The sequence below is a fragment of the Terriglobales bacterium genome (assembly GCA_035651995.1).
Lineage (GTDB): Bacteria > Acidobacteriota > Terriglobia > Terriglobales > Acidobacteriaceae > DASRER01.
This window is the reverse complement of the sequence record DASRER010000012.1, coordinates 54,053-80,440: the sequence shown is the minus strand read 5'-3', so window position 1 is coordinate 80,440 and position 26,388 is coordinate 54,053. Positions and strand designations below refer to the sequence as shown.

Genomic DNA, 26,388 nt, shown 5'->3' with positions numbered 1-26,388 from the left:
CTGCATGGCTATGACAATCGATCTGCCGGCGGGGGAAGCGGCGGGATTCTAACACAGCTATGCCACGCCGCCCGGCAGCGTGGACAGCCAAACAGCCGCTATCATGCCGCTGTTGACTACCGCGCACCATCACGATGTGGCGGCGTTTGTATTGGCCGGCGGACGCAGTTCGCGCATGGGGACGGACAAGGCCATGCTCGCGCTCGACGGCCGCACGCTGCTGGACCGCGCACTCGACCTGGCGCGCACCGTGTCGGACGACGTGCGCGTTGTGGGCCCGGCGGCGCGCTTTCCCGCCTCGTTGCGCGCGGTCGAAGACATGTTCCCTGATCGCGGCCCGCTGGGCGGCATTCACGCGGCGCTTGCGGCGAGCACGAAGGAGTTGAATCTGGTCCTCGCTGTTGACTGCCCCTTTATCGCGCCTGAGCTCCTGCCATTCCTGGTTGCCGAGGCGCGCCGCTGGAGGGCGATGGTGACGCTGCCAAGGTCAATTGCGGAGAGCGGAGGACGGAGAAGGGAGAGCGAGCTTGCGGGGCCCGGAGCGGGAAGCGTGGGAACTGTCCTGCATCCGCTGTGCGCCATCTACCGCCGCGGGTTCGCGCCTTTCGCGGAGCGCGCCTTGCGCGTCGGCCGCAACAAGATCGAGCCGTTACTCGGCGAGGTCGCAACGCGGGTGATCACGCCTGAGGAATTGGCGGAGCATGGCTTCAGTCCGGAGATGTTCCGCAACCTGAATACGCCTGCCGATTTGGAGCGCGCTCGCCGCCTGTGATGAAATGAACCAGGTCTCAGCATCATGAGCCACTACGCCACCCATCACGAAGGCGGACACCAGCTGCCGCACGGGCACGCCGCCGACAAGCCCTACATTGAATTCAATGACGTGAGCAAGTCGTTCGGGTCGCGCAAGGTCCTGGACGGCGTGAGCTTCAACGTGCTGCCGGCGGAAACGCTGTGCATTTTGGGCCGCAGCGGCGTGGGCAAGTCGGTTTCGCTGCACCACATCATGGGATTTCTCAAGCCCGACTCGGGGCGCGTGCATGTGGCCTACGAAGACATTACCGACTACGACGAGCCGGAGCTGCAGCGCATCCGGCGCAAAGTCACCATGGTCTTCCAGAACGGCGCGCTGTTCGACTCGCTGACCGTGGGAGAAAACGTCGCGTTCCCCCTGCGCGAGCGTCGCGACCTGAGTGAGTACGAGATCTACCAGATCGTCGACGGCCTTCTCGAGATGGTAGGTGTGAAGCAATATCGCGACCTGCTGCCTTCCGATCTTTCCACCGGCATGAAGCGTTCGGTGGCCATCGCGCGCGCTCTCTCCGCGCAGCCTGAAGCGGTGCTCTACGACGAGCCCACCACGATGGTCGATCCGCTCATGGCCAACCTCCTGGGCGACCTCATCTCCAAGCTCAAGCAGCAGCTCAAGCTGACCAGCGTGGTAGTGACGCACGACATGCGCCTGGCAAAGAAGCTGGCCGATCGGCTGGTGTTCCTGCACGAAGCGAAGGTGATTTTCTTCGGGACTGTGGAAGAGATGGAGCAGAGCGAGAACCCGATTGTCCGCGAATTCCTCGAACTGGACGACGTGGCGCTCGCCGACCTGGCGCGGTTGCGGCCCTAGAAGCCTTCGCTCACCAATCGCTCGAGCGTCACGCCGCTCGCGGGCTCGCCGCGCAGCATCTTCTCGGTGTACTTGGCGATGACGTCAACCTCGATGTTCAGCGCGTCGCCGGGGCGCAGTGATTGCAGGTTGGTGGCGGAAAAGGTGTGCGGGATGATGGCGACGCCGACGCGCGCGCCGTCGATGCGCGCCACCGTCAGGCTGATGCCTTCAATCGTGATGGATCCCTTCCAGACGACGTACTTCGCCAGCCCAGCCGGAATCTCAACCGTGAGCCAATAGTCGTGCGCTTTCGGCACGCGCTCCAGCGTTACGAGCCTCGCGGTCCCGTCAACGTGGCCCTGCACGATGTGCCCACCCAGGCGGCTGCCTACTTTGGCCGGCAGCTCGAGGTTGACGAGGGCGTCAGGCCGCAGCCGCGTGAACGATGTGCGAGCGATGGTTTCGGCGGCAAGATCGGCGGCAAACGACGCGGGAGCGATGTCCACGGCTGTCAGGCAAACGCCGCTCACGGCCACGCTGTCGCCCTTTTTCAGCTCGCGCGTTACCTGGCGCGCGCCGATGGTGAGGCGCCTGGCGCCGCCGGGCGCGTCCTCGAGGCGAAGCACTTTGCCGACTTCTTCGATCAGGCCGGTGAACATAAGGTTCAGAGTTTACAGTTTACAGTCCACAGTTAAAGCAAAAGCTGAATGCGATGGGGCGGGGAACTGAAACCGGCGACTTCACGCGATCCGCGGCGGCTCGGGCTGCGGTTGTTCGGTGGTCAGGGTTTTCTCCGGGCCTGGTGTCCAGGCGTAGGGATCGTGCAGATACCCCTCCACAGCAAAGTCCACGCCGAAGCGGTGAAGCTCAATTTGCCCGACCTTGGCCGCTTCGCCCAGGCGCCGGAAGCCGGGGCCGGCGGCGAACGGGACCGAGCCGGTGCCCGCCAGAATCTTCGGCGCGTAATAGAGAAAGACCTTGTCCACCACATCAGACGCGAGCGCGGCCCAGTTCAGCAGGGCGCCGCCTTCGATGATCAGACTGGTGATGTCGAGCGCGCCGAGCCGCTCGGCCACGCGGCGCAGGTTGGGACGTCCTTCGCCCAGGCCGAGTGAAACCTGCTCGACGCGCACGCCGCGCGATTCCAGTTCACGACGCCGCTTCTCCTCGGCGAAGCTGCAAAACACCAGCACGTCGTCCTGAGCGGTTTTCACCACGCGCGACTCCAGCGGCAGGCGAAGGCGTGAATCCAGGATGACGCGCAGCAGGGGACGCCGTCGCGGCTGGCCGGTGCGGTCGGTGAGGCGTGGATCGTCGGCGATCACGGTGCCGACGCCGACCATCACTGCGTCGCTCGAGTGCCGCAACTGCTGCACGTGCGCGCGCGCTTCGCGGCTGGTGATCCAACCGCCTGTCGGACCGCTCGGCACGCTGCCATCCACCGGCGCCACCGGCAGTTTGACTACGTTGGGCGCATCCCCATCTTCCGGCGGCGGCGCGATCTTGCCGTCGAGCGTCATGCCGGCTTTCAGGGTGATCAGCGGCGTGCCGGTGCGGACATGCTTGGCGAATGCCTCGTTGAGTTTGCGCGCCGCCGCTTCCTGAACGCCAGCGGTAACAGCGATGCCGGCCGCGCGCAATCTCTCCAGCGATGTGCCGCGCACCACCGGGTTCGGGTCCTCGATGGCGACCACCACGTGCTTCACGCCGGCTGCAATCACGCGGTCCACGCATGGCCCGGTGCGCCCGGTGTGGCAGCAGGGCTCAAGGTTCAGGTAGAGCGTGGCGCCGCGCGCCGCTGCGCCTGCCTCGTCGAGCGCCAGCACTTCAGCGTGCTTGAGGCCGTCGTAGGTGTGAAAGCCGCGCCCGATGATCCGGCCGCCGGCCGCGACTACCACCGCGCCGACGCACGGATTCGGTGAAGCGAGCCCAATGCCGCGGCGCGCAAGCGCCAGCGCTTCGGCCATGAAGCGCTCGTCGAATTGGTGAGAATTTTCCAAGCGTTTTTCGATGGCGTTCGCTCGCGGGCCCTGCGTCAAGCGGGAAGCGGAGAGCGGGGAGCGGACAGCGCCTTACTCGAACAGCGAATCCACAAACTCTCGCGGATGAAACGGGAGCAGGTCGCTCGCCTTCTCGCCCACGCCCACATAACGCACCGGCAAGCCGAGTTCGCGGGAAATTGCGACCACGACGCCGCCCTTGGCGGTGCCGTCGAGCTTGGTGAGCACAATGCCGGTCACGCCAGCCGACTGGGTGAAGAGCCGCGCCTGCTGGAGGCCGTTCTGTCCGGTGGTGGCGTCCATCACGAGCAGGACTTCGTGCGGCGCGCCGGCAATGTGGCGTTGCGATGTGCGGCGCATCTTCTCCAGTTCCGCCATCAGGCTCGTCTTGGTGTGGAGGCGCCCGGCCGTGTCCACAATCACGTAGTCGGCGTTGCGCGCGCGCGCCGCCTGCAGCGCGTCGAACAGCACCGCCGACGGATCGCCGCCGGGTTTGGTCTTGATGACTTCCACGCCGGAGCGCTCGGCCCACACCTCGAGCTGCTCGATCGCAGCGGCGCGAAACGTGTCGGCGGCAGCCAGCAGCACCGTCTTGCCCTGCGATCGCAGGGTGTGCGCCAGCTTGCCGATGGTGGTCGTTTTCCCCGTGCCGTTCACGCCGACAACCAGGATCACTTCCGGCTCGCCTTCCACCGCTTTAGCCGGCTGGGCGTTGCCGCGGTCGAGGATCCCGAGCAATTCCTCCTTCAATAAGCGCTTCAGTTCTTCGGAATTCGCGATCTGCTTGCGGTCAGCGCGCTCGCGCAGATTCGCGAGGACCTCGCGTGTGGTCGTCGTTCCCAGATCAGCGGCGATGAGCGACGCTTCCAGGTCGTCCAGTGTCTCGCGGTCAATCTCTTTGCGGAAGGAAACCACTTCCTCGATGCGCTCGCTCAGGTTTTCGCGCGTGCGCGTGACCGCCTGTTTCATGCGGTCGAGGAAGCCGGGCTTTTCCTTCTCGTCGAGGCTGCCAAACAGCGTCTGAATCATGTGCGTAAGCGCTCAATTATAGCGGGTGAATCACTGTGATAATGTGCCGTCACGCCCACGTAAGCTACGGCGGTGATGCGGCCCCTGACGTAGGCACACTCGACCCATGCCTCTGGTTGTTTTCCTGCGCGGCATCAACGTTGGCGGGCAGAGGACGCTGCGCCCCAGCGTGATCGCCGGAAAGCTGGCTCACTATGACGTGGTCAACGTGGGCGCAGCCGGCACTTTCGTTGTTCGCAAGCCCGGGTCACGGGCGAAGTTCCGGGCCGAGTTGCTGCGCAAGCTGCCGTTCGCGATGGAAGTTGTGCTCTGTAATGGCCACGATCTTGTTCGCCTGGAAGCGGAGAATCCGTTTGAAAGGCCGCCCTCGCGCCCCGATGTTGTTCGCTTCGTGAGCATTCAGTCGAAGACCGGACGCGCGCCAGATTCGTTTCCGTTGTCGCTCCCGCCGAACGGCGAATGGCTTGTGCGCGTGATCAGCGCAAAGAACAGATTCGTCTTCGGCGAGTATCGCCGCCACATGAAGACCATTGGCTATCTCGGCCAACTGGACAAGGTGTTCGGCGCGCCGGCGACAACACGCAACTGGAATACGGTCCTGAGGGTCATCCATCTGTTGAAAACGAAGAAGACGGCCCGCAGGTAGAGCCAGGCGGACGGCCGGTTCGCAGGACTACGACCGGATGTCGGTGATCTCCGGCGTGGCCGGAATCACCCCGGTGCGCAGTTCGCTGGAAGAGTGCGCCGTAGCAGCGGCGGCCGCCTCAGCGCTGACGACCGCGGCGCGATGCAGCCGGAATCCGCCACGATCGAACACCGATTGCAGCGCCGCCACCACGCGCGGGTCGAACTTGGTGTTCGCCATCGATGCAATCACGCGTACCACGTAGGCGGGGTCCATCGCCGCCTGGTAGGGGCGATTCGTGGTCATCGCGTCAAACGTATCGGCGACCGTGATGATGCGCGGCATCAGCGGCAGGTCGTCGCCCTTCACGCCGCGCGGATAGCCGCGTCCGTCGAGCGATTCGTGGTGCAGCTCGATGCCGGGAATCACGTGCTTCAGCTGCTCCACCGGGCGCAGGATGGTCGCGCCCTTGGTGGTGTGCGTCTTCATCACTTCATATTCTTCCGGAGTGAGCGCGCCCGGCTTCTTCAGGATGCGGTCTTCGATGCCGATTTTGCCCACGTCGTGCAGCTGCGCCGCAACGCGGATGTTTTCGACTTCTTCCTGCGTGAGGCCCATCTCGGTGGCGAGCAGCACCGAGTAGCGCGTGACGCGGTCAGAGTGGCCGCGCGTGTAGGGGTCCTTCTCGTCGACCGCGCCGGCCAGCATCTGGATGGAGCCAAGGAACAGCGTGCGGTTTTCCTCGGCGGCGCGCTTCAGGTCGTAGACGAAGCGCTCCAGGTCGTCGGTCATGGTGTTGAAGGTCTGGGCCAGCTCGCCGATTTCCGTGCGGCTCTTCAGCTCCACGCGCCTGCTGAAGTCGCCGCGCGCAATGGCGCGGCTCGATTCGGTGAGCGTCTCCAGCGGCGTGGTAATTTTCCGCGCCGCCCACACGCTGACCATGATGCTCATGACCACAGCGAAGATCGCCAGCCAGCGGGCGGTGCGCTGCATTTCGTCAATCGAGGCGTAGGCGGAAGCGCGCGTCTTCTGCGCCACGACGGCCCAGCCCAGTTGCGCCACGGGGCTGTACGTCCCGAGCATGGCCACGTTGCGCCCGTCCTGCTGCGTGGTAAATTCCACCGTCGCGACCACGTTGCGGCGGCCCTGCTCGACGAAGTTCTTCACGATCTCGAACCGCGTCATGTCCTGCCCGGTTGGGTACTTCGGATCGGCGCCGGCAACCAGCCGTCCCTGGCGGTCCACGACATACGCTTCCAGGCCGTTCTGGCTGGCTTCGCGCAAGCGCTCGATGAGGAATTGCAAATCCACGAAAACGCAAATCACGCCGATAAAGCGTCCGCCGGCGATCACCGGCACGCTGACCAGCATGATGGTGCGTCCGTTTTTGCCGGCGCCCTGCGCCAGCGGATGTCCCGCGTACTCGCGGTGCTCCCACGCCGCCGAGAAGCCGTGCTCCAGCTCGCGGTTCATGAACGGATCGAGTTCGTTGATGCGACCGGCCACAATTCCTTTCTGCTCGGCGTTGAGCAGCGTGGCGTAGGCGACGTCCGGGTCGGAGGAAACGAACTGCTCCAGCAGCGCGCGCAATTCAGGCGCGTTGACGTGATCGGCGGTGAGGTTGCCGCCGCTGGCGATCTGGATGGCCGACGAGAGGTTCGACAGCATGGCATCGAGCTTCGCCTGGCGTTGCACGATGTCGCCCTTCAGCGAGCTGATGATGGTGCTTTGCAGCAGCTTCTCGTTCGTCTCCAGCTTGTCGCGGTTGATCTCCACGACCTTGGCGCCGTAGAACCAGAGGGGCACCACGGCGACGACGACGAGCACGCCGAGAATCAGATAAAGGATGGGTACGCGTTGCGGCATTCCGCTCCGGCCGAATTCACGGCGGATTGTATCGTGGAACTCCGCTTGGACAGCGGGAAAACCGGCTTCCGGCGGTTACCTCGGTATCGGATGAGTACAGGCCTAGCTGCCGAGCACGGCTTCGCTTGTCGCCGGCCTGGTCATCAGCTCGCGGATGGCGTCGCGGGCCGGCTTGCCGTCGTGCAGGATCTGGCGCATCTGCGCGGTGATGGGCATCTCCACGCCGTGCTTGCGCGCCAGGTCCACGGCGGCGTTGGTGGTGAGCACGCCTTCGGCGACCATGCCGTGCATGCCGGCGATGATGTCGTTCAACCGGCGTCCGCGCCCGAGCTCCACGCCGACGGTGCGATTGCGCGAGAGGCCGCCGGTGCAGGTGAGCACCAGGTCGCCCATGCCGGCCAGGCCGAGCATGGTTTCGCGGCGCCCTCCGCAGGCCATCACCAGCCGGGTTATTTCGGCGAGGCCACGCGTGATCAGCGCGGCAACGGTGTTGTGTCCCAGGCCAAGACCATCGCAAACACCGGCGGCGATGGCGATGATGTTCTTGAGCGCGCCGCCCAGCTCGACGCCGGCCACGTCGTCATTCGTGTAGACGCGAAAAGCCGGATCGCCCAGTTCACGCTGCACCGTGGCGGCAAGCTGCGCGTCGGTTGAGGCGATGGTGATCGCGGTGGGATCGCCCAGCGCCACCTCTTTCGCGAACGTGGGTCCGCTGAGCGCCCCGATGCGCAACGCGAATTCCGGACGCTTCTGCCGCACCACGTCGTGCGCGACCTCGGTCATGCGCATCAGCGAGTCGTTTTCGATTCCCTTGGCGGCGCTCACGAACAGCATCTCCGGCGAAAGATGCGGCGCCATCTGCGCGAACACGCGGCGATAGTGATGCGACGGCACCACCACCACAATGAGCTGCGCGCCGGTGACAGCGGTCGCCAAGTCATTGGTCGGCGTCACCGGCTCCGGGACCTTCTGCCCGGGAAGAAACAGGTCGTTGGTGCGACGCGTCGCGATGGACTTGCACACTTCCTGCTCGTACGCCCAGAGCCGCACGCGATGCGTCCCTTTGCGACCCAGGACAATCGAGAGCGCGGTACCCCAGGCGCCCGCTCCCACCACGGCGACGTCGCTCATGCCTGCTTCTCCACTTGCTGCGGAGGTGGGACTGGCTTTGAGCCGAGCTTGCTCTCGGCGCCGGCGAATATCCGGCGCAGGTTTTGGTGGTGCTTAAGAATAATGAGCGCGGAGCACAGCGACAGAATGGCGAGCACGGCAGGCGAAACCGGGTTTTTATCAAACATGACGGGAGGCAGGAACCGGACCGCCAATGGGAAAACAATCGCGGCGCAAATCGAACCGAGCGAAACGTAGCGCGTGAGCGCGACCACGACGAGAAAAACCGCGACGGCGACCAGCACCGGCTTGGGCGCCAGGAACGCGAACGCGCCGACCGCGGCGGCCACGCCCTTGCCGCCGCGGAACTTCAACCACACGGGAAACATGTGCCCGGCGATGGCGCACAGGCTGGTGATGCAGGCGAAGCGAAACGCTTCTTCCACGTTCACCACCGTCGGAACGCTGTACAGGTGCCAGCCCAGCCAGGCGGCCGCGAATCCCTTGCCGGCATCGAGCAGCAGGGTAGCGATGGCGAGTCCCTTTGCGCCGGAGCGGGCCACGTTGGTTGCGCCGATGTTGCCGCTGCCTGTCTGGCGAATGTCCTGCTTGAGAAAAATCCGCACCAGCAGGTAGCCGAAGGGTATGGAACCCAACAGGTAGGCCAGCACCGCGGCGGCAACGTCGAGAGCCATCCTGCTCCTTTGCGTTATGCGAGCCCGAAGCGCGCAATCCTGGAATAACGCGCGCCCGCCGGCGACAGCTTGCTCTCAAAAAGAAAAAACTCGCGGGCGGTCATTGTACCGAAGTCGGGTGGCGGCACGGCGCCCAGCTTCTCCCGTAAACGCCCGAACGCCCGCGCCCCGGGACGCGGCTTCTGGTGCGGGTTTCCCGAGGCCCGCTGCGAGGCCCGCGCCAGCGTCAGGTGCGGCGTGTACGCCTGCCGCTCCCGCTCGATGCCGAGCCCGGCCGCGCTGCTGAGCGCCGTGTCCACTGCTTCGGCCAGCGCGCGCAGGTTCTCGTCAGCCTCGATGCCAATCCAGAACACGCGTGCCGAGCGCGGCGTGGGGAAGAACCCTGCGCCACGGAAGGCGATCTGCGCCGGCTGGCCGTGCGCCGCAGCGAGCGCCGCCTTCACGTCTTCTACTTTTGTTTCGGCGAGCTCGCCGATGAACTTCAGAGTGACGTGAAATGTTTCGGGCCGCACCCAGCGCGCGTCGGGCGCGAACTCCCGCACGCCCTCCAGGAATCGCGCAATCCGCTCGCGAATTTCAGGCTCAATGTCGACGCCAACGAACAATCGCATAAAGACGCTGCCGGCTGCCAGCTACTGGCTGCTGGCCAAAACCAAAGATTACGAGCAGCCGGAAGCTACCTGAGCTTCCTTCTCACCATGTCCAGCGCCTGCTGACTGGCAAACCAGCGGATACGCTCGCGATCGCCCGGGAAGCGCTTTTGCACGACCTCGGTCTTTCGGCCGTCGGCGAGAGCGTGGAACACCAGGCCAACCGGCTTTTCGTCGGTGCCGCCGGTCGGACCGGCGATTCCGGTGACCGCCAGGCCGAACCTGGCGCCGCATCGCGCGCGGATGCCCTCGGCCATGGCCACGGCCACTTCTTTACTGACCGCGCCGTATTGCTCGATCAGCCTGGGCGGGACATTGGCGAAGTCGGTCTTCAGCTCGTTCGAGTACACGATTCCGCCGCCGACGAAGTAGCGCGAGCTGCCGCTCACCGAACTCAGGCGCTCGCCGATCAGGCCGCCAGTGCAGGACTCGGCGACCGATATCGTGGCTCCTCGCATTTGCAGGTAGTAGCCGACGATCTGCTCCAGCGATTCACCGGCCGTCGAGAAGATCAAGTCGTCCAACTCGTCTTCGATTTCGCCCGCAAGTTCATCCACCCGCTTCTGCGCCGCTTCGAGCGACTCGGCGCGCGCTCGCAGGTGGAGTTGGACCTCCCCCGCACCGGCGAGGATTGTTGTTTGCACGTCGGCAAAGCGCTTGTAGATGGGCGCGACGCGCGCGTCCGCCTCCGACTCGGGCACCATGGCGATCTTCAGCGTGCGCGTGGCGACGTGCTGCTCCGGAAGACGCGAGCGCAGGCGGGGCACGCACTCGGCGTCGAACATGGGATTGATTTCGCGGGGCGGCCCGGGCAGCAGCATCAGCAGCCGACGCGCGCCTCCGAACTGGGCCTCCAGGAATTGCCCCGGCGCGCTGCCGTTCGGGTTCGGCAGCACTTCCGCGCCGGCAAGCACGTCGGCCTGCTTCTCGTTGTTCGGCGACATCTTCATACGCCGCGCGGCGAAGCGGCGATAGAGTTCGGCGATGATATCGGAATTGCGCTTCAGCTCCAGGCCGAGCGCCTCTGCCACAGCCTCGCGCGTCACATCGTCTTCAGTCGGGCCCAGCCCGCCCATGAAGATAACAATGTCGGAGCGGCCCAGAGCCGTTTTCGCGGCCAGCACCAGGTCAGCCATGCGATCGCCGACCACGCTCTTGAAACGCACCTCCACGCCCAGCTCATTCAGGCGCTGCGTGAGGTAGAGGGAATTCGTGTCCTGGCGGTTCGGCGTGAGCAGCTCCGAGCCGATGGCGATAATCTCCGCGTCCACGCCAGCAGTGTATTTGGAACGGTCGCGCGGACTCAATCAGAATGCAGATTGCTTTCTGACGCCGAAGTCAGGTCCGAGGCGACCAGTACACATGCGTCTGATAGGGAAGCTCCACAAGGCCGCGCCCGTCGCGGTCGGTCGCGGCGAACAACTCCTCCACCTGCGCCAGCAGCTCTTCGCGGCGCAATTCCGGCAGGGCGGCCACGTAGCTGATGGACGCCACGCGAGCCCGCAGATTCTCCCGGGTGAGGGATTGAACGTGGGCGAACACGCGATGCTGCGGTTCGCCAAACCACTGCTGGTCCGCGAAGGCGGCGCGCCACGCTCCGGTCTGGTAGCTCGGCGTGTCATTGCGCGGCTGGTGAATGATCTTCGACAGCTCGGCGACCCAGGGGACGCGATCGTCGCGTACATTCCACATCAGGACGAGGTAGCCGCCGGGCCGCAGCACGCGATGGATCTCACACAGGGCGGCGTGCGTGCTGAACCAGTGGAACGCCTGCGCTACGAAAACGGCGTCTGCGCTGCCCGCCGGCAGTGGAACCGCCTCGGCCGTGCCGGCAAGCACCTCTGCTCCGGGCAAAGACGACTCCAGGCGCCAGCGCATCGCCTCCACCGGCTCCACAGCAATCACACGCGCACCGGCGGCGAACAGTTGGCGCGTGAGCTTGCCAGTGCCGGCGGCCAGGTCGAGGAGTGTTTTGGTGGAATCAAGGCGAAGTTCGCGGAACAGGAAATCCAGCGCGGCTGCCGGATAACCCGGCCGCCCGGCCTCGTAGGCTTCGGCGGCGCTCTGGAACCCTACGCGCGCCGTCTCATGCACGGTGGACATGCTAATCCTTGTGACTGCGCGCCTCGATGGCGAAAAACTAGATCAGCGTGCGTCCCTGTACGTTCCACGTCAGCCGATGGACGGCGCCAGTGGTGGCCAGCACCACCGAATTGCCGGGCGCGAACGCGATGCCGACCAGCCCGTGACCGGCCACGGCCATCGAGGCTTCGGCGCCGGGCGTGAGCCGCACAATGCCACGCCGCCCGCCGAGCGAAGCGGCCACGTACAGATTGCCCTCGCGGTCGAAGGCCATGCCCTGCGGCCGTCCCAGGCCACGATAGAACGTGGTCACCGCACCGTGCGGATCGATCTTGTAAACCGAATCGAAGCTCGACGTGGTCGGTCCAGTGACAAACAGATCGCCATGGGCGCCGAACGCCAGGTGATACGCGGCGACGCTGGGCTCGAGCGTTGCAAACACGAAAATCTGGCGGTCGCGACCGATCTTGAAAACGGTTCCGCTGCGATCGCCTACGTAGAGGTTCTGCTCCGCGTCGAATGCGAGTCCGGTGGCAATGCCCATGCCCTCGGCGTAGGCCGACATCGTCCCGTTCGGCGCGACGCGATACACGGTGCCGTCCATCCGCGAGGTCACATACATCTGTCCTTCGCGATCGAAGGCGATTCCGGTGGCGTTCATCAGATCGCTGAGGAACGGGCGCACGTTGTAGTTGGTGTCGATCTTGTAGACCGAGACGGGAACCTTCTGACCGCGCGGCCCGGAAAATGTGGCGTAGATGTTCCCCTCGGCGTCGATCGCAGGATTGGTGACGGGGTGGAGGTTGTCGGCAATCGGGACGGCGATATTCACGTGGACGGCGTTGCTGCGCGATCCGTCGGCCGCCACCACCAGGTCGCCGCTGCTGGCGCCCTCGGGCACGCGCGCCACGATGAACTCGTCGGAGCTCACCACGATGGCGCCTTCCACGTCGCCGAACTCAATGCGCGGCCGCGCCAGGTCAGGCGGCTTCAGCCCCGAGCCGAGAATGCGCACTTCGCCGCCGGGAAGCGCGGCGGGTGGATCCACGGCTGAGATGTGTGGCCTTCCGTTGACGTTTTTCTTGCCGAGGAGGCGGTCCGAGATACTCATGGGACGTCAGGAGACGAAAGCTTCAGAGTGCGGCGTCAGCCGATCCAGCCGGTCCGCAGCAGCAACCGCATGACGATCAGCGCGTACACGCCGGCGCCCACATCGTCCAGCACGATGCCGGCGCCCTCGCGCAGCCGCTCCAGTTGACGCACCGGCGGCGGCTTCACGACGTCGAAACAACGAAAAAGTATAAAGCCCGCCAACACGGATTTCCAACCGAGCGGCGCGGCGACCAGCGCCACCATCTGCCCGGCCATTTCATCCACCACGACGAATTGCGGATCGCGCGCTCCCGCCGCGCGCGCCACGCGCGTGGCGGCGGGAATGCCGATCAGCGTGGCCGCCGCCGCCCAGGCGATGGCCGCCGGAACACGCCACTCCGCGGGGAGCCGCGTCCCCAGCAGCCACCAAAGCAACGCCGTCGCCGCCGAGGCGTAGGTCCCCGGTCCCGGACGCAGATGGCCGATGCCGCCGAGCGTCGCCACTGCGCGCGCCCACAGCGGTGCAGCCGCCGCCGGACGCTCAGTGCTTGCCGTGCTCACGTTCATGTTCGCTTGGTGGATCCAGGCGCCGCCGCGTCTGTTCGGTTGCCTGCCCGGATTCGAACGCTTCAGGATCGGTCACCGGCGTGGAGATCACGTAACCGCCGCTCGCCCATTTTCCCAGATCAACCAGGCGGCAGCGCTCACTGCAGAAGGGAAATCCCGGCTCCGAGCGCAGCACAATCTTGCGGCAGGTGGGGCAGCGGAGGCTGCGAACTCGCTTGCGAGGCATGAGCACTTAGATGACGCGGACCACGAGATCGTAATCGTGCGCCTCGGTCACTTCGCAGCGCACGAACTCGCCGCTTTCGAGCGATTCACGCGGGCCGAAATCGTTGATGAAGACTTTGCCGTCGATTTCAGGCGCATGCATCGCCGTGCGGCCCTGCCACAGCAATTCGCTCTCGTCGGACGGGCCTTCCACCAGCAGGTCGAACTCGCGGCCCACCAGCTCGCGCTTTTTCCTTCGACTGATCTGCTGTTGCAGCTTCATCAGCGTGCGGCGCCGGCGCTCAATTTCGCGTGGTTCGACCTTGAGCTTGGCGTCCAGTTCTCGCGATGCCGCGCCCTCCTGGTCGGAGTAGCCGAAGACGCCGAGCCAGTCGAACTCCGCAGCGCGCACGAAGTCGCACAGCTCCTGGAAGTCGCGGTCTGTTTCGCCAGGGAATCCCACGATGAATGAAGTGCGCAGCACGACGCCGGGCACCGTGCGGCGAGTCTTCTCGATCAGCTTCAGAAAAACGCCGGCGGCGCCGCCGCGCTTCATGTGCTTCAGCACCGCGGGTGACGCGTGCTGCAGCGGCACATCCAGGTAGGAGCAGATCTTGTCGTGCCCGGCGATCGTCTCCAGCAGCCGCGATGTTACTTTGTTCGGGTACGCGTAGAGGAACCGCACCCAGCGCAGGTCCTCGATTCTGGCGAGTTTTTCCAGCAGAAGCGCCAGGCCATCTTTCAATCCGAAGTCTTCGCCATAACAGGTGGTGTCCTGGCCAATCAGGGTGACCTCGCGCACTCCCTGCCGTGCGAGTCGCTCTGCTTCGGCGATGACCGACTCGAAGCGCCGCGAACGGAACTTGCCGCGCAGTTGGGGAATGATGCAGAACGTGCACGGATGGTCGCAGCCTTCGGCGATCTTGATGTAGGCCATGTGGCGCGGGGTGGCGAGGACGCGCGGCGTGGTTTCGTCGTAGAGGTAGTTGGGCAGGTCGCCGATCGCGCCCTGCCACGCTTCGCGGCTGAAGCGTCCTGCCTGCTGGCGCGCGTCGCCTTCGGCGCGCGATCCCAGGATCACGAAAGGCGACGATTCGTGCGCGCGGGGCTGCGGCTCGACGCCCGCCGCACGGAGAATGTTTTCCAGTTCGCCCGTTCCGACCACGGCGTCCACTTCAGGGATGTTCTTGCGGATATCGTGGCGGAAGCGCTCGACCAGGCAGCCTGCCACGATCAGCTTTTGCGCGCTCCCCGCGGACTTCAGCCGCGCCATGTCGAGAATGGCGTTCACGCTCTCCTGCTGCGCGCTCTCGATGAACGAGCAGGTGTTGACCACCAACACCTCGGCGTCCTCGGCGCGCGCGGTGATCTCCGCGCCCGATTCGGCGAGCAGGCCCATCATGACCTCGCTGTCCACCAGGTTCTTGGGACAACCCAGGCTGACGAAGCCCACCTTCTTGCGTGAATTCGCGGCGCGCCGGCCGTCGCGCACCGCCTCAGCAGGAGTTTCTACGGGCATGAATTCTTTCAATTTTATCATCCGGCGCGCCTGCCTTTCCGTTGCTAACGCCGCTGCGCCGCTTCGTCACAGCCCGCCCTGATTACGTTTGCTGCGCTCGCTCGTCTTTACGGCAGCTACGGCGCCGCCCAAAAAAAACGGCGGCGTCGCGAACCAATCGCAGCGTTGTTTCGTTGTTGAGAGTACAAGGGCGCGCGCGGGGCGGACGCCTGCGGCAGCCTGCGATCGCTCTGCGTTGCAACAGTTCACGGCCCGGCTGTCTAAAACGGTCCCCGAAACCTTCGGGAGAATGAGAGTCGAAGCGATGTCGAGTAAGTTGATCTCCAACTCGTGCAAGGCCCTGCTGTTCGCCATGGCCGTGCTCCTGGGAACCGGGGCACTTGCCGCGGAAAAAACCAAGCTCAACGTGACCCAGCCGTTCACGGTGAACGGCAAGCAACTGCCGGCCGGTGAGTATCAATTGAAGTGGGAAGGGAATGGGCCCAGCGTTGACGTCAGCATCATCAACGACGGCAAGGTGGTGGCCACGTCGAGTGCGGCCGTCGTCTCGCTCGATCGTCCCGAGCGCGACAGTTCCTTCCGCCTCAAGGACGAGGCCGGCGGAGCGCGTTCGCTGTCGGAAGTGCGCATGAGCGGGAAGAAGTACATGCTTTCCTGGGACCAGGAATCGGCGGCTAAGCAGTCCTCCAAGCGCGAGGGAGGGAACTGAGGCATCGGCGATTCTCACTCCCAACAGGCCACCGGGCCGCTTGAATCTGAGCGGCCCTGATTGTTTGCGCCGAGCAAGCTATCGGGACGAACGACGTGCAATTTGTTTCCCGCGGTCACGAAAGCGCGACGGTTCATCCCGGCATAGAAAAAACAAAACGCAACCTTTCGCGATCTGATTCATCTGTGGCTGTAACGAACGGTTCGTTGAATGCGTTTGTCGCGAACTTGTGTTGCGCGGCTCCGCGGTGCGACGCAGCACTGGTGCGCGGCGAAGTTGTGCGGCCCGCACGTGGCGGGCCGCCGGCCTATCAAATCAGTTAGTCCCGCGTGTCGGGAGAAATTGGAGACAGGTCATGAAGTCGTGGATTGGGTTGAAGATTCTGGTTTTTGCCGTTGTTCTCTTCACCGCGGCAGGCGCCTTCGCCGCCGGAAAAGGCTCGGTAACGTTGACCAAGCCGACCCTGGTCGGCGGCGAGCAACTGCCGGCCGGCGTTTACAAGCTGCAGTGGGAAGGGAATGGCCCAGCGGTCGAACTCAAGGTGCTGCGCGGCAACAAAGTGGTGGCCACGGTTCCGGCTGAGGTCGTGGAACACGACACAGCCGAAGCCGACAGCGCTATCGTCGTGAACGATACAGGCTCGGGACGCACCCTGAGCGAAGTCCGCTTTGGCGGTAAGAAGTACTCACTGGCTGTCGGTTCGCCTTCAGCGCAGAAGTCCATCGGCATGGGCAAGCGCGAAGCCGGCAACTGAGAGCTTCGCACCCCCCAAGAAGTTTTGCTGCCTCTATGCCCGGCCTGGCTCGGCCGGGCTTTTTTGCGGCAAAAATCCGGCAATTCAGGCTTGACTTGAGGCGCCGGTCCATATATATGTATTCAGAATATATGGGAAACATACACAAGCAGGTACCCACGGGCATCAAGCGGGGCAGCGCCGAGCTGGCGATCCTCTCGCTGCTGGCGCGGGAAGCGTTGCACGGCTACCAGATCGCCAAGCGCATCGAGCAGGAGACGGGCGGGACCCTGCGCTTCGACGTGGCATCGCTCTATCCCGTGCTCTACGCCATGGAAAAGCGCGGCTGGGTGCGCGGCCAGTGGGAGCAGGCCGGCGGGCGGCAGCGCCGCTACTACGCCATCACTGCCGAGGGCCGGAAGAAGCTGGAGCCGCTGCGGGCGCAATGGCGCGATTTCTTTCGCGCCTTGAACCGGCTGGCAGGAGTGCAGAATGCCTGACTTCCACGCGATGGTTGTCGAGCGGCTCAGGCTCGAATCGCTGCCCGTTGATCAGAGCAACGAGATCGTCAGTGAAATTGCCTCTCACCTTGAGGATCGCTACAACGAACTCACCAATGCCGGCGAGCCGGACCCTCTTGAACGCACGCTCGCCGAAATTCCCAATTGGGCCCTGCTTCGAAGGGAGATCACACAGAATAAAGGAGGGTTCATGAACGTCCGTTACCAGTTCTTCGTGCCAGGCATCTTCGCCATGGTTGCGGCCAAGGCGGCACAGTCGATGGTTTTTTCGCTCATTGCTGCCAACACGACCTTCGGCCATGACCGAGCCCGTTTGTTCGGCATCGCCTGGGTATTGACGTTCGCACTCGGTGGCGCGGTGGGCGGGGCACTGGCGCGCCGGTACGGCTTGAGCGCCCGCGCGCGCCTGTTGGCCTCACTGACTCCCGCCGCTTATCTGCCCGCGGTTATTGACCTGGCAGGGATTGCGTCGGTTCTAACAATTCCTCAGGTGCATGATTCCGGGCTGTTGCAATGGCTGGTCGCATTCAGCGGCGCGCTTGCAGCCTGCTTGATTGGCGGGCTGCCGTTCCTGGCGGGCCCCCAAGGGACACGCTCAATCGGCGCCGGCGGGACGGCGCAGGCCTGATCAGCGATGGGTGATCTCTTCGTAGAGCCGCGGCAGCGCTTCGGCCTCCTCGGCTTCGCCGCCGAAGCGCGCCCGCTCGTAGCTGCGTGTGAAAGCCTCCACGCGGCGGCGCATGTCAGGATCTTCGATAGTGATCACGAATTCCCGTGGTGATTGCGACGGCCGCTTGCGCCATCCGCGGCGGGCGAGCATGCGCGTCATGCGCTCGTACCAGAGACCGGCAGCGGCGCGCGGCGCGCGGGCGGGCGAAGAGATCAGACGCCGCTTTCTCCAGGCGCGCTTGATCCGGGCCGAGGTAAGCAGCAATCCGAGCACAAGCGCCGCCGTGAGCAGCGTCCCAAGCCACACGCGCGGCGATTCGGTGGCGCGCTCTCGCAATCGGCTGGCGCCGCGCACCAGGTCAAAATACTTGCGCCGCACCCAGCGACGGCCGTCGTCGGCGAGCTGGCGGCCGCGCGTGGTCACCTGCAGGCCCAGGGTGCGCTGGTGCGAGAAGTCGTAGTTGATCACCCACTCGCGCCAGAACTCGCGCGCCGCGTCCACATAGAGCAGCATGCGGCTCCATCGGTCGGGAAGCGGCTGCGCCGCCGCCGGGGTGGGATCGAAGCTGATCCAGCCGTGCCCGGGGAAGTAAGCCTCCACCCAGGAGTGCGCGTTGCGCGCGCGCACAATGTAGCTGCCGGTGACGTCGTTGTACTCGCCGTTGCGGAAGCCGTTCACCAGCCGCGACGGAATGCCGAGCGTGCGCAGCATCACCGCCATGGCCGACGCGAAATATTCGCAGTGACCCTGTTTGCGCACGAAGAGGAAATCGGCGAGCGGATCGTCCACCGGACGTTGCGGCAGCTGCAGCGTGTACCCGAAGTGAGTGCGGAGGTATTCCTCGAGCGCCAGCGCTTTGTCGTACGGATTGGCGGCGTTCGAGGTGATCTGCTCCGCCAGGGCCGTTATGCGGGGATCCAACGCGGGCCGCTGCAGATAGCGAATGGTGATTCCCGGCGGATAGGCAGTGCCCGAGCTGCGCAATTGCTCCGCGGTGGGCCGGCCGACATCGGAAAGTCCCTGATATGCGCCGATCGGCCGGTCGCGATCGTCGTCGTACAGCGTGCCGTTCGAGTCCACGCCGATCACTCGATAGTTGCCCCACAGCGACAGGGCCTCCGGAGCAACAAAGAACACGTTCACGCCCACCGGTTCCATCAGCACGCGATAGCGCAACGGCCGATGCTGGGTTGGGGCCAGCGCTTCGCCCATCGCGGTGCGCCAGCGCGCCTGCGCGCGCACCACGTCGAAGCGGCCGTCGAGTGAACGGAACAGCGGCTGCGGAGCCACTGACGTGGACCAGCGCCGCCCGTTTTCGAACACCTCCAGCGCCGTTCCACGCCACTTCAGGTCTTCGGCGCCGCGCCGGTCACCCTCGATGGTCACGTGCATCACCACCTGCGACGACTGCTGGATCACGCCGATCTGCCCCAGGTTCACGTCGTTGCTGAATCCGCTGACCAGCTCGTTGCGCGGCGCGAACGCTCCCAGGTATCCGGCCGAAACGCGCGGCAGCATGAAAAACAGCACCGCGGCGATGGCGAAGATGCCGACCATGAGCGTGATCGCGGTGGCCGAGAGGGCGCCCTCGAGCCGTTTCAGCCGAATGCGCAGCCCTCGCTTCCGCGCCGCGCCGCCGTTGGTCGCCGCGTAGAGCGCCGGCGCCTCCGCCAGCATCTGTGTTTGCGCGGCCGAGCGCCGCATCTCCATCGAGACGAACGTTGCCACGGCCAGCAGCATGAAAATCACGAACGCGGCCAGGAAGACGCTGTCCACGGTGAGCATCGCCGCCGCCAGCACTTCCATGAATGCCAGCAGGGCGAGATACAGGTGATCGCGATCGCGCTGCACGGAAAAAATCTTCACCACCATGCTGAACAGCACCAGGTGAACGGTGGCGACCACGAACGAGCCGGAAAGAAACAGGAAGTCGGTAACGTAGAAGACGATGTAGATGACGGTGGCGCGGTTCGTCCAGCGGTCGGGCAGCAGGACCGTCCGGCGCCGAACCAGCAGAACGCCGCGCGCGACCAGCGCCGCGCCGACAAACAGAATGGACGCGAAATCCAGCCGGCCCGTGGCGGTCAGGGTGACGAAACCGGTGCAGATCAGCAGGTAGAGCGAGATCTCGAAGTAACGCTCGATTTGTTCGCGGGTGGTGGGCGGCCTTGGGGCGGCCGGAGCGGTGGCATCGAGCAGCGACATCGTGACTATTGTTTCGCCGCGCTCATCGGAGCGCAACCGTAAACAGGAGAACGCCGGACGCGCCGGCGTCTCTCCCCGCGCCTTGTTACAATACGCAGTCGGGCACTGGGTCCCGCGCGACGCAATCCCGCCAACCCCGCCAGGTCCGGAAGGAAGCAACGGTAACGGGCTCGTGCGTGTGCAGCGGGTATCCCGGTGCTCGGCTTGTTTGAACGCGCACGAGCCCGTTCAGGGTGAGCCGAGGACGCGCGTCGGGGTGCGCGCGCTGCAGGCGAGCGAGGAGCAGTTTTTGCCGCGGGGGCCCGTAACAGAAGCTTCGTGCGTGTGCGGCGGGTACCCCGATGCGGCTTTTCAGTTCACAGTTCAGGGTTTACAGTTCACACATGCGGAGCTTTGACTGTGAACTGTAAACTGTAAACCGTAAACTCCATGACTCAGCCACTTGTCCGCGCCCGCATCACCGCCCTGGGCACTTACGTCCCGCCGCGCCTGCTCACCAACCAGGACCTGGAAAAAATGGTGGAGACCAGCGACGAGTGGATCCGCGAGCGTACCGGCATCCTGCAACGTCACATCGTGGAAAAGGGAGTTGGCACCAGCGACCTGGCGCTCGAAGCCGCGCGCTGCGTGCTCGCCAAGCGCGGCATTGCGCCGACGGACATCGAGGCCATCATCGTCGGCACCGTTACGCCCGACATGTTTTTCCCCTCCACCGCCTGCCTCATCCAGGACAAGCTCGGCGCCAAAGGCGCCTGGGGGTTCGACGTCTCCGCCGCCTGCTCCGGTTTCGTCTACGCGCTGCAGACCGGGGCGCAGTTCATCAACACCGGCGCGCACAAGAAGGTCCTTGTCATCGGCGCCGACGTGATGTCGTCGATCATCGACTACACCGACCGCGCCACGTGCGTCATCTTCGGCGACGGCGCCGGCGCGGTGCTTCTCGAGCCGGCAACGGACGAACTCGGCCTTATCGACTTCATCCACGAAGTCGACGGCTCCGGCGGATGCTCGCTTTACATGCCGGGCGGTGGAAGCCTGCATCCTTCGTCGCATGAAACGGTTGACAAGAAGATGCACTACGTTCACCAGGACGGACAGGCGGTCTTCAAATACGCCGTGCGCAAGATGGCCGACGTGAGCGAGAAACTTCTGAAGCGCAACGGCTTCACCGGCGCCGACGTGAAGTGCTTCGTCCCGCACCAGGCCAACCAGCGCATCATCACCGCCACGGCTGACCGTCTTGGCATGCCGCTCGAGCGGGTGATTATCAACATCGACCAGTTCGGCAACACCACCGCCGCCACCATCCCACTCGCCATGCAGACCGCGCTCGAGCAGGGCAAAATCCGCAGGGGCGACCTCGTGCTCCTCGCCTCTGTCGGCGCGGGCTTCACCACGGGCGCTACGCTGCTGAGGTGGGCGTACTAGTGAAGCGCGTTACCGGCCTCGGCGGCATTGTCCTATTGTCCTGAAGTCGAAAAACCCGGATGCAAAATGTACGCGTGGTACAAAAAGCACCTGGGGATGGCAGGGAAGACCATGACTACGGCCGCTTCGCGTGGATCATGGACCCAGATAGCAACGAGATCGAACTCTGGGAGCCGCCTAAGGCAAAGTAGGCCGTTCGTGCCTACGGGTGCGTCATCTCCTCCGGCTTCACCCACTTGTCGAACTCTTCACCGGTTACATAACCCAGTTTGATTGCTGCTTCGCGCAGGCTGGTGTGTTCCACGTGCGCCTTGTGCGCGATCTGCGCCGCTTTGTCGTAGCCGACTTTGGGCGCCAGCGCCGTCACCAGCATCAGCGAATTCTTCACGTAGGAATCAATGCGCTCGCGGTCGAGTTCGATGCCCGCGATCATGAAGTCCACAAAGCCCTGGCAGGCGTCGGTGAGCAGGGTGACCGAGTGCAGGAAGTTGTAAATGATGACCGGCTTGAAGACGTTCAGCTCGAAGTTGCCTTGCGAGCCGGCAAAGCCGACGGCCGCCGTCGCGCCGTGCACCTGCGCCGCGACCATGGTCATGGCTTCGCTCTGCGTCGGATTCACTTTTCCCGGCATGATGGACGATCCGGGCTCGTTCTCGGGAATCGTCAGCTCACCGAGTCCGCAACGCGGTCCCGATGACAGCCAGCGAATGTCGTTGGCGATCTTCATCAGCGATGCCGCCAGCGTCTCCAGCGCGCCCTGCGCGAAGACGATCTCGTCGTGCGCCGAGAGCGCGGCGAACTTGTTGGGATGCGAGCGGAAGGGAAGGCCGGTCAGCTCGGCAATCTTCTTCGCCACTCGCACCGCAAACTCAGGATGGGTGTTCAGCCCGGTGCCGACGGCGGTGCCGCCGAGCGCCAGGTCGTAAAGGCCATCGAGCACCTGTTCGAGCCGTTTCACGTCGCGCTCCAGCAGGCTCGCCCATCCGCCGAATTCCTGCTCGACGGTGAGCGGCACGGCGTCCTGCAGGTGCGTGCGGCCGATCTTCACCACCGCGCCAAATTCCTTCGCCTTCGCCTCGATCGCCTTCTGCACGCGCTGCACGGCCGGGATGAGCGCGCGCTTCACGCGCTCGGCGGCCGCGATGTGCATCGCCGCGGGGAACGTGTCGTTGGATGACTGCGACATGTTTACGTCGTCGTTGGGATGGACCGGCTTCTTCGATCCCAGCACGCCGCCGGCAATCTCGATGGCGCGGTTCGAGATCACCTCGTTCACGTTCATGTTGGTCTGCGTGCCGCTGCCGGTTTGCCAGATGCGCAATGGGAATTGATTACCGTGCTTTCCGGCGATTACTTCATCTGCTGCTTGAACAATGAGCTTGGCCTTGTCGGCGGGCAGTTTTCCCAGCTCCTGGTTCACCAGCGCCGAGGCCTTCTTCAGGATGGCAAACGCGCGGATCAGCTCCGGCGGCATCACGTCGATGCCGATGTTGAAGTGGTGCAGGGAGCGCTGCGTCTGCGCGCCCCAATAAACGTTGGCCGGCACCTCGATCTGGCCCATGCTGTCGGATTCGGTGCGCGTAGCGGCCTTCTGCTCTCCGGAGGTTGCCATGGCGGCTCCTGAACGTGTGGGGAACGGAAAATTATAGCAATCGTGCGGAGGCGTCGCTTCCCGCCGCGTCTGTTACGCTTAAGACAGGCGCCGCGGCCGGGCGCGCTTTTTTCCGGCGCCGGGAGCTGCAGGCACGCATCCAACGCGCATGCCCGATTCTGCGGAAACAATCTTCGACGTGCTGGTGATCGGCGCCGGGCCGACCGGCCTGGCCTGCGCCATCGATGCGCGGCGCGCCGGCTTCACCGCGGTGAACGTGGACAAGGGCTGCCTGGCCAACTCGCTCTTCCACTATCCGACGCACATGACGTTCTTCACCACGCCGGAGCTGCTGGAGATTGGCGACATCCCGTTCCCGACCGAGAACCATCGCAAGCCCACGCGCTCCGAGGCGCTTGAGTACTACCGCCGCGTTGCCGAGACGTACAAACTCGTGGTGCGGCAGTACGAGCGTGTGGAGCGCGTCTCCGGCAGCGACGGAGAATTCCGCGTCTCGACCCTCGACCGCGATGGGACCGCCAACGAAATCCTCGCGCGCAAGATCATCGTCGCCACCGGATACTACGACCTGCCGAATTACCTGAATATTCCCGGCGAGGACCTGCCCAAGGTGGCGCACTACTACAAAGAAGCGCATCCATATTTCAACTGCGACGTGGTCATCATCGGGGCAAAGAATTCTGCCGCCATCGCCGCGCTTGAACTCTGGCGCCAGGGGGCGCGCGTGACCATGGTGCATCGCGGCCCGGCAATCCATCAGAACGTCAAATACTGGATCAAGCCGGACATCGAGAACCGCATCAAGGCGGGCGAGATCAAGGCCTACTTCAACACCACGGTGAAAGAGATCACCGAGCGCTCGGTCCTGCTCTCAACTCCCGACGGGGACCTGAGACTAAAGAACGACTTCGTGCTTGCGCTCACCGGATACCATCCCGATTTCGACTTCCTGCGCTCGCTCGGTGTGCAGCTCACGAACCAGGACTGTCGCCCGGTGTGCGATCCCGAGACGCTGGAGTCGAATGTGCCGGGCATTTACCTGGCGGGCGTGATCGTGGCGGGCTCGCGCACGAACGAGATTTTTATCGAAAACGGCCGCTTCCACGGCGCCCAGATCGCCCGTGACCTTCGCCGCAAGCTGGCGCCGGTGCCGGCATAAAGAAAGACAGTGCCGAGTGGCGAGCACCGAGTACCGATTACCGAGTTGGAGGCTGCATCCAGGTGGGGTTCTGAAGGCCTGTCCGCACACCCGCAGGGTATGGCAAGGGTCAGAGGGAAACTTTTTCCGCGCCCAATTGCTGATTGATCAACCTTCCGACGAGCGGCTTCAGTCGCTCACCGGACCTCGGCAGCACCCAGTCGCCGGTGGAATCGGACCAATCCAGCTTGAAGCTGGTGGAGAGCGCCGAAATCCAGATCTGCCGCGCGGCGGAGTTGGGCGAGATCACGAACCTGCCTTCGGGCCCCTCGAAGCTGATGTGCAGCGCGCCGCCCTGCTCTTCCACTTCCATCTCGGCGTCGCCTTCAGCGGCGATGAGCGCGGTCTTCAACGATTCGAGCGCGCTCTCGGCGCGCTTGCGGAATTCCTGGTCGTCCATGAACGACATTCTAACCGCGGAGACACGGAGGCGCGGGGTTTCGAGTGACGTCCAGACCGCTATTGGGACAGAAGAACCTGATGTCCGCAGCCTCCGCGGATTGCTCCGCGTTCATCCGCGTGATTCGCGGTAAGAAGTTTTTCTACTAACGCCCGGCCGTGGCAGTGCTCTCCCCGCCGCCGCAGCGCACCACCCCGCGCTCGATGGCGGTGCCTTCCTCGTAATCGTTCCAGGTAACGATCATGAGGAAGGGAAGCGGCTTCTGGTCGCTGTAGTAGCGGCGGAAGAGGCCGAGCGAATCTTCAAACGTCTTGCCGCAGCGCGCGTTCATGCGCCGGTTGCGCGTCCAGGAGGCGCGCGAATCGTCGAAGCCGGGCCAGGCTGCGCCGACGGCGATCTTGTCGGGATAATGCGCGCTCATGCGCGCGTAGAAGCTGTCGAGGTAGTCGCGGCCCCAGTTGGAGCCGTCGCGCTGCCATCCGCCGCGCCCGGGTTGCACCCAGGCGTAGAAGCCGTCGAAGTCGGAGGCGTACTTGCTGTTGCCGTCCTTGTAGAGGAGCAGCGGCGGATCGTCCCAGGAATCCGTCGCGCGCCGGACCCGCGACCAGTCCGTCGCACCGCCCTTGGGGAAGATGAAGATCACCGGGCGGCCGTTGTAGCGCAGATACGCCGAGCGCGACCCATCTGCCCGCGACCCGATGTAGCGGTCGTATGCGTACTGCAGGTCGCCGATTACCTGGTTCGTCGTGTCGCCGCCACCGTCGTCTTCGTCATACATCAGTGCGACGCGGAAGTCGCGGTCCTGGCCAGCTACGCGCTGCAGCAGGGCATAGCTGCGATCTTCAAAGTTCTTGTTCGGGCCATACCAGTTCACCACGAAGCCGCGGATGCCCAGGTCCTTGGCCTCGGCGATCTGGCGTTCGAGCACGCGCTCATCCTGCGACGAGTAGCCTACGTTGATGTGGCTGCTGTTGCCGAACCAGGGCTGATAAGCCGCCAGCATCACCGGCGGCCCTTGCGGCGCCTGCAGCGCCTGGCTGCGCAGCGCCTGCCGCACGTCGGCATGGTGGCAGCTCACCAGCGTCAAAGCGAGCCCAGCCGCAGCAAGGAAACCGAACGCAGGCCGAGGAGAGGAAAGCAGGGAAAATGGCGTGGAATCGAAGACCCGCATAGCAAACACGTACAGCTCAGATTGGATGGCAAATAGCGGGCGGGTGTTGGATGGCAGCCGGTCGCTCCGCGTAGAGACGTGGCTTGCAACGTCTCCTGCCTGCCAAAGGCAAAGGCGCGGCAATCGCCGCGCCTTCGGAGAGCATAGAACTGAGAACTGATCCTAGAACGGAATATCTTCGTCTGTGATGTTCGTCTGCGCCACTTCGTCGGCGTGCGGGTTGCGCTGGTCCATGCCGCCGCCCGGGCCGGCAGATGACGACTGCGCGCCGCGCGCGCGCATCTCGCCGCCGCCGACAGCGTCGCGGCCGCCGAGCAGCACCAGGTCGTTGGCCACGACCTCGGTCATGTACTTCTTCTGGCCGGTTTCCTTATCGTCCCAGGAGCGCGTCTGCAGGCGGCCTTCGATGTAGACGGTGCGGCCCTTCTTCAGGTACTCACCGGCAATCTCGGCCAGCCGCTCCCAGGCCACCACGTTGTGCCACTCGGTGCGCTCCTGCCAGTCGCCGGACGTCTTATCTTTGAAACGCGAGTTCGTCGCAACGGTAAACTTCGCCACCGCCGTGCCCTGCGGCGTGAACTTCACCTCAGGGTCCTTGCCCAGATTGCCGATCAGAATGACTTTGTTCACGCTCTTCGCCATGGGGTGGCTCCGCTCTGTGTGGGATTTGCGGCCAATATATCAGAAGCGTCTGCT

General features: G+C 64.5%; 27 protein-coding genes and 1 other RNA gene. 10 read left to right on the top strand and 18 right to left on the bottom strand.

Annotated features, from left to right (window positions below):
• Positions 1-103: 103 nt before the first annotated feature.
• Both VFA60_04980 and VFA60_04975 read left to right on the top strand, forming a co-directional pair.
• A complete protein-coding gene (locus VFA60_04980) occupies positions 104-772 on the top strand; it encodes a molybdenum cofactor guanylyltransferase (GenBank protein ID HZQ91125.1) in 669 nt (222 codons plus the stop codon).
• A 24-nt stretch (positions 773-796) separates the two neighbouring features.
• Positions 797-1,624, top strand: a complete 828-nt coding sequence (locus VFA60_04975) for an ATP-binding cassette domain-containing protein (GenBank protein ID HZQ91124.1) — start codon at positions 797-799, stop codon at positions 1,622-1,624.
• Here the strand turns inward: VFA60_04975 and VFA60_04970 are convergent.
• The 3 genes from VFA60_04970 to ftsY form a co-directional block, all read right to left on the bottom strand.
• Positions 1,621-2,265, bottom strand: a complete 645-nt coding sequence (locus VFA60_04970; protein ID HZQ91123.1) for a riboflavin synthase — start codon at positions 2,263-2,265, stop codon at positions 1,621-1,623. The genes VFA60_04975 and VFA60_04970 overlap by 4 nt on opposite strands.
• Before the next feature lie 81 nt (positions 2,266-2,346).
• Positions 2,347-3,606 carry a bifunctional diaminohydroxyphosphoribosylaminopyrimidine deaminase/5-amino-6-(5-phosphoribosylamino)uracil reductase RibD gene (gene ribD, locus VFA60_04965; GenBank protein ID HZQ91122.1) on the bottom strand — a complete coding sequence of 420 codons (1,260 nt, stop codon included), beginning with the start codon at positions 3,604-3,606 and terminating at the stop codon, positions 2,347-2,349.
• A gap of 72 nt (positions 3,607-3,678) precedes the next feature.
• A complete protein-coding gene (ftsY, locus tag VFA60_04960) occupies positions 3,679-4,635 on the bottom strand; it encodes a signal recognition particle-docking protein FtsY (protein ID HZQ91121.1) in 957 nt (318 codons plus the stop codon).
• A 106-nt stretch (positions 4,636-4,741) separates the two neighbouring features.
• Here ftsY and VFA60_04955 point away from each other — a divergent pair, with 106 nt between their 5' ends.
• Positions 4,742-5,281: a DUF1697 domain-containing protein gene (locus VFA60_04955; protein HZQ91120.1), complete on the top strand. Its 540-nt coding sequence runs from the start codon at positions 4,742-4,744 to the stop codon at positions 5,279-5,281.
• A gap of 27 nt (positions 5,282-5,308) precedes the next feature.
• Here VFA60_04955 and VFA60_04950 read toward each other — a convergent pair whose 3' ends face one another.
• From VFA60_04950 to rimO, 10 genes are all read right to left on the bottom strand, one after another.
• Positions 5,309-7,126 (bottom strand): HD domain-containing phosphohydrolase, encoded by a 1,818-nt coding sequence (locus tag VFA60_04950; GenBank protein HZQ91119.1) that lies wholly within the window; start codon positions 7,124-7,126, stop codon positions 5,309-5,311.
• Between the two features lie 102 nt (positions 7,127-7,228).
• Complete coding sequence (locus tag VFA60_04945) at positions 7,229-8,257, bottom strand: NAD(P)H-dependent glycerol-3-phosphate dehydrogenase (protein HZQ91118.1); 1,029 nt, start codon at positions 8,255-8,257, stop codon at positions 7,229-7,231.
• A complete protein-coding gene (gene plsY / locus VFA60_04940; protein ID HZQ91117.1) occupies positions 8,254-8,931 on the bottom strand; it encodes a glycerol-3-phosphate 1-O-acyltransferase PlsY in 678 nt (225 codons plus the stop codon). The genes VFA60_04945 and plsY overlap by 4 nt, the downstream gene beginning before the upstream one ends.
• A gap of 14 nt (positions 8,932-8,945) precedes the next feature.
• Positions 8,946-9,542 carry an RNA 2',3'-cyclic phosphodiesterase gene (gene thpR / locus VFA60_04935; protein ID HZQ91116.1) on the bottom strand — a complete coding sequence of 199 codons (597 nt, stop codon included), beginning with the start codon at positions 9,540-9,542 and terminating at the stop codon, positions 8,946-8,948.
• Positions 9,543-9,607: 65 nt separating this feature from the next.
• The gene (locus VFA60_04930) at positions 9,608-10,852 is read right to left on the bottom strand and encodes a competence/damage-inducible protein A (GenBank protein HZQ91115.1); all 1,245 of its coding nucleotides are present in this window, start codon (positions 10,850-10,852) and stop codon (positions 9,608-9,610) included.
• A gap of 67 nt (positions 10,853-10,919) precedes the next feature.
• The gene (locus VFA60_04925; protein ID HZQ91114.1) at positions 10,920-11,684 is read right to left on the bottom strand and encodes a class I SAM-dependent methyltransferase; all 765 of its coding nucleotides are present in this window, start codon (positions 11,682-11,684) and stop codon (positions 10,920-10,922) included.
• A 37-nt stretch (positions 11,685-11,721) separates the two neighbouring features.
• A complete protein-coding gene (locus VFA60_04920; protein ID HZQ91113.1) occupies positions 11,722-12,711 on the bottom strand; it encodes a gluconolaconase in 990 nt (329 codons plus the stop codon).
• A gap of 98 nt (positions 12,712-12,809) precedes the next feature.
• Positions 12,810-13,316, bottom strand: coding sequence for a phosphatidylglycerophosphatase A (locus tag VFA60_04915; protein HZQ91112.1), 507 nt, complete (start codon positions 13,314-13,316; stop codon positions 12,810-12,812).
• Positions 13,297-13,548 (bottom strand): DNA gyrase inhibitor YacG, encoded by a 252-nt coding sequence (yacG, locus tag VFA60_04910; GenBank protein HZQ91111.1) that lies wholly within the window; start codon positions 13,546-13,548, stop codon positions 13,297-13,299. Before yacG ends, VFA60_04915 begins: the two co-directional genes overlap by 20 nt.
• A 6-nt stretch (positions 13,549-13,554) precedes the next feature.
• Entirely contained in the window at positions 13,555-15,045 is a 1,491-nt protein-coding gene (rimO, locus tag VFA60_04905; protein HZQ91110.1) for a 30S ribosomal protein S12 methylthiotransferase RimO, read from the bottom strand.
• Between the two features lie 304 nt (positions 15,046-15,349).
• On the opposite strand from rimO, the gene VFA60_04900 reads away from it, so the two are divergent.
• The 4 genes from VFA60_04900 to VFA60_04885 all read left to right on the top strand — a co-directional run bounded on the left by VFA60_04900 (position 15,350) and on the right by VFA60_04885 (position 17,636).
• A complete protein-coding gene (locus VFA60_04900; protein HZQ91109.1) occupies positions 15,350-15,754 on the top strand; it encodes a hypothetical protein in 405 nt (134 codons plus the stop codon).
• A 355-nt stretch (positions 15,755-16,109) separates the two neighbouring features.
• Complete coding sequence (locus VFA60_04895; GenBank protein ID HZQ91108.1) at positions 16,110-16,508, top strand: hypothetical protein; 399 nt, start codon at positions 16,110-16,112, stop codon at positions 16,506-16,508.
• Positions 16,509-16,639: 131 nt separating this feature from the next.
• Positions 16,640-16,987 (top strand): helix-turn-helix transcriptional regulator, encoded by a 348-nt coding sequence (locus VFA60_04890; GenBank protein ID HZQ91107.1) that lies wholly within the window; start codon positions 16,640-16,642, stop codon positions 16,985-16,987.
• Complete coding sequence (locus VFA60_04885; GenBank protein ID HZQ91106.1) at positions 16,980-17,636, top strand: hypothetical protein; 657 nt, start codon at positions 16,980-16,982, stop codon at positions 17,634-17,636. The genes VFA60_04890 and VFA60_04885 overlap by 8 nt, the downstream gene beginning before the upstream one ends.
• Here the strand turns inward: VFA60_04885 and VFA60_04880 are convergent, their stop codons facing one another.
• Positions 17,637-19,883 carry a DUF3488 and transglutaminase-like domain-containing protein gene (locus tag VFA60_04880; protein HZQ91105.1) on the bottom strand — a complete coding sequence of 749 codons (2,247 nt, stop codon included), beginning with the start codon at positions 19,881-19,883 and terminating at the stop codon, positions 17,637-17,639.
• Between the two features lie 103 nt (positions 19,884-19,986).
• Here VFA60_04880 and ffs point away from each other — a divergent pair.
• Both ffs and VFA60_04870 read left to right on the top strand, forming a co-directional pair.
• Positions 19,987-20,084, top strand: an RNA gene (ffs, locus tag VFA60_04875) — signal recognition particle sRNA small type.
• A 228-nt stretch (positions 20,085-20,312) separates the two neighbouring features.
• Positions 20,313-21,311, top strand: coding sequence for a beta-ketoacyl-ACP synthase III (locus VFA60_04870; GenBank protein ID HZQ91104.1), 999 nt, complete (start codon positions 20,313-20,315; stop codon positions 21,309-21,311).
• A gap of 202 nt (positions 21,312-21,513) precedes the next feature.
• Here VFA60_04870 and fumC read toward each other — a convergent pair whose 3' ends face one another.
• The gene (gene fumC / locus VFA60_04865) at positions 21,514-22,923 is read right to left on the bottom strand and encodes a class II fumarate hydratase (protein HZQ91103.1); all 1,410 of its coding nucleotides are present in this window, start codon (positions 22,921-22,923) and stop codon (positions 21,514-21,516) included.
• A 148-nt stretch (positions 22,924-23,071) separates the two neighbouring features.
• Between fumC and VFA60_04860 the strand changes: the two genes are divergently transcribed.
• Positions 23,072-24,082: a YpdA family putative bacillithiol disulfide reductase gene (locus VFA60_04860; GenBank protein ID HZQ91102.1), complete on the top strand. Its 1,011-nt coding sequence runs from the start codon at positions 23,072-23,074 to the stop codon at positions 24,080-24,082.
• A 109-nt stretch (positions 24,083-24,191) separates the two neighbouring features.
• On the opposite strand, the gene cyaY is transcribed toward VFA60_04860, so the two are convergent.
• From cyaY to VFA60_04845, 3 genes are all read right to left on the bottom strand, one after another.
• Entirely contained in the window at positions 24,192-24,521 is a 330-nt protein-coding gene (gene cyaY, locus VFA60_04855) for an iron donor protein CyaY (GenBank protein HZQ91101.1), read from the bottom strand.
• A gap of 145 nt (positions 24,522-24,666) precedes the next feature.
• A complete protein-coding gene (locus VFA60_04850; protein ID HZQ91100.1) occupies positions 24,667-25,599 on the bottom strand; it encodes a hypothetical protein in 933 nt (310 codons plus the stop codon).
• Between the two features lie 255 nt (positions 25,600-25,854).
• Positions 25,855-26,334 carry a single-stranded DNA-binding protein gene (locus VFA60_04845; GenBank protein ID HZQ91099.1) on the bottom strand — a complete coding sequence of 160 codons (480 nt, stop codon included), beginning with the start codon at positions 26,332-26,334 and terminating at the stop codon, positions 25,855-25,857.
• Positions 26,335-26,388 lie beyond the last annotated feature (54 nt).